The sequence below is a fragment of the Mesorhizobium sp. M7A.F.Ca.CA.001.10.2.1 genome, from assembly GCF_003998575.1.
Taxonomy (GTDB): Bacteria; Pseudomonadota; Alphaproteobacteria; order Rhizobiales; family Rhizobiaceae; genus Mesorhizobium.
This window is the reverse complement of sequence record NZ_RZQY01001190.1, coordinates 1-785: the sequence shown is the minus strand read 5'-3', so window position 1 is coordinate 785 and position 785 is coordinate 1. Positions and strand designations below refer to the sequence as shown.

The following is a 785-nucleotide window of genomic DNA, read 5'->3' as shown; positions in this document are numbered from 1 at the left end:
GCCTCGAACGTTCTCGAATTGCGCTCGTCGGAGCGCCGCGTCAGCGTTTCAAGCGTCTTCAAATCCTGGGCGAGGCCGGAAACAGCGGTCGTATTGGCGCTCGAACCGGCAAGTGATTGCACCGCGTTCTCGGCGGCTTCGCGCGCTGCGCCAAGGATGGAATCGCGGGTTCCTGCGAGCGACTTTTCAATTTCGTTGAGACGCGGGCTGATGTCCTCGAATTCCGGCAGCGGGGTGCTGGGCCTGGAAAGATGGGCGGACAGGCCGGCAACCTGTGCTTCCAGGCTGCGGATCAGCGCCGGATCGATGCCGGCCACCTGCGCGGCCGACGCATCCAGCCGGCTTGAAATGTCTTCGAGCCGGCTCTCCAGGCCGCGGATTGCGGCTTCGCCCGCGGGATCGGGTACACGCGTTTCCATACGCTTGGCGAGCGCCGTAAAGCGGGCATCGATGGCGTCCATGATGCCGGCGCTGTCGATCTGCGGCATGCGCTGGTCCAGCCTGTCGGCAACCTCATCCAGCCTGCGTTCGAGATCGCGGAACAGCATGTTGCCCTGTTCGATGGCGTCACCCTGGCGGCGTTCCATCATGCTCGACAGCACGTCGAAGCGCTGCTCCAGCCCATGGAAGATGTAGTCGGCGTCAGGCATGGCTGGTGCCTGGTCGATCTTGTCAGCGATGAGTGCAATCTGCTTGGCCAGGCGCTCCATCGCCTGCTCCGGCAGATTGGCGCGGCCGGCGAGTTCGTCAACCCGGCCCGACAGCGTGCTTAACCGGTCCATGAC

The 785-nt window shown here is 64.3% G+C and carries 1 pseudogene; it reads right to left on the bottom strand.

What is annotated here, in order from left to right:
* Nucleotides 1-785: pseudogene (locus EN964_RS36065) on the bottom strand (peptidoglycan-binding protein); the annotation flags it as partial.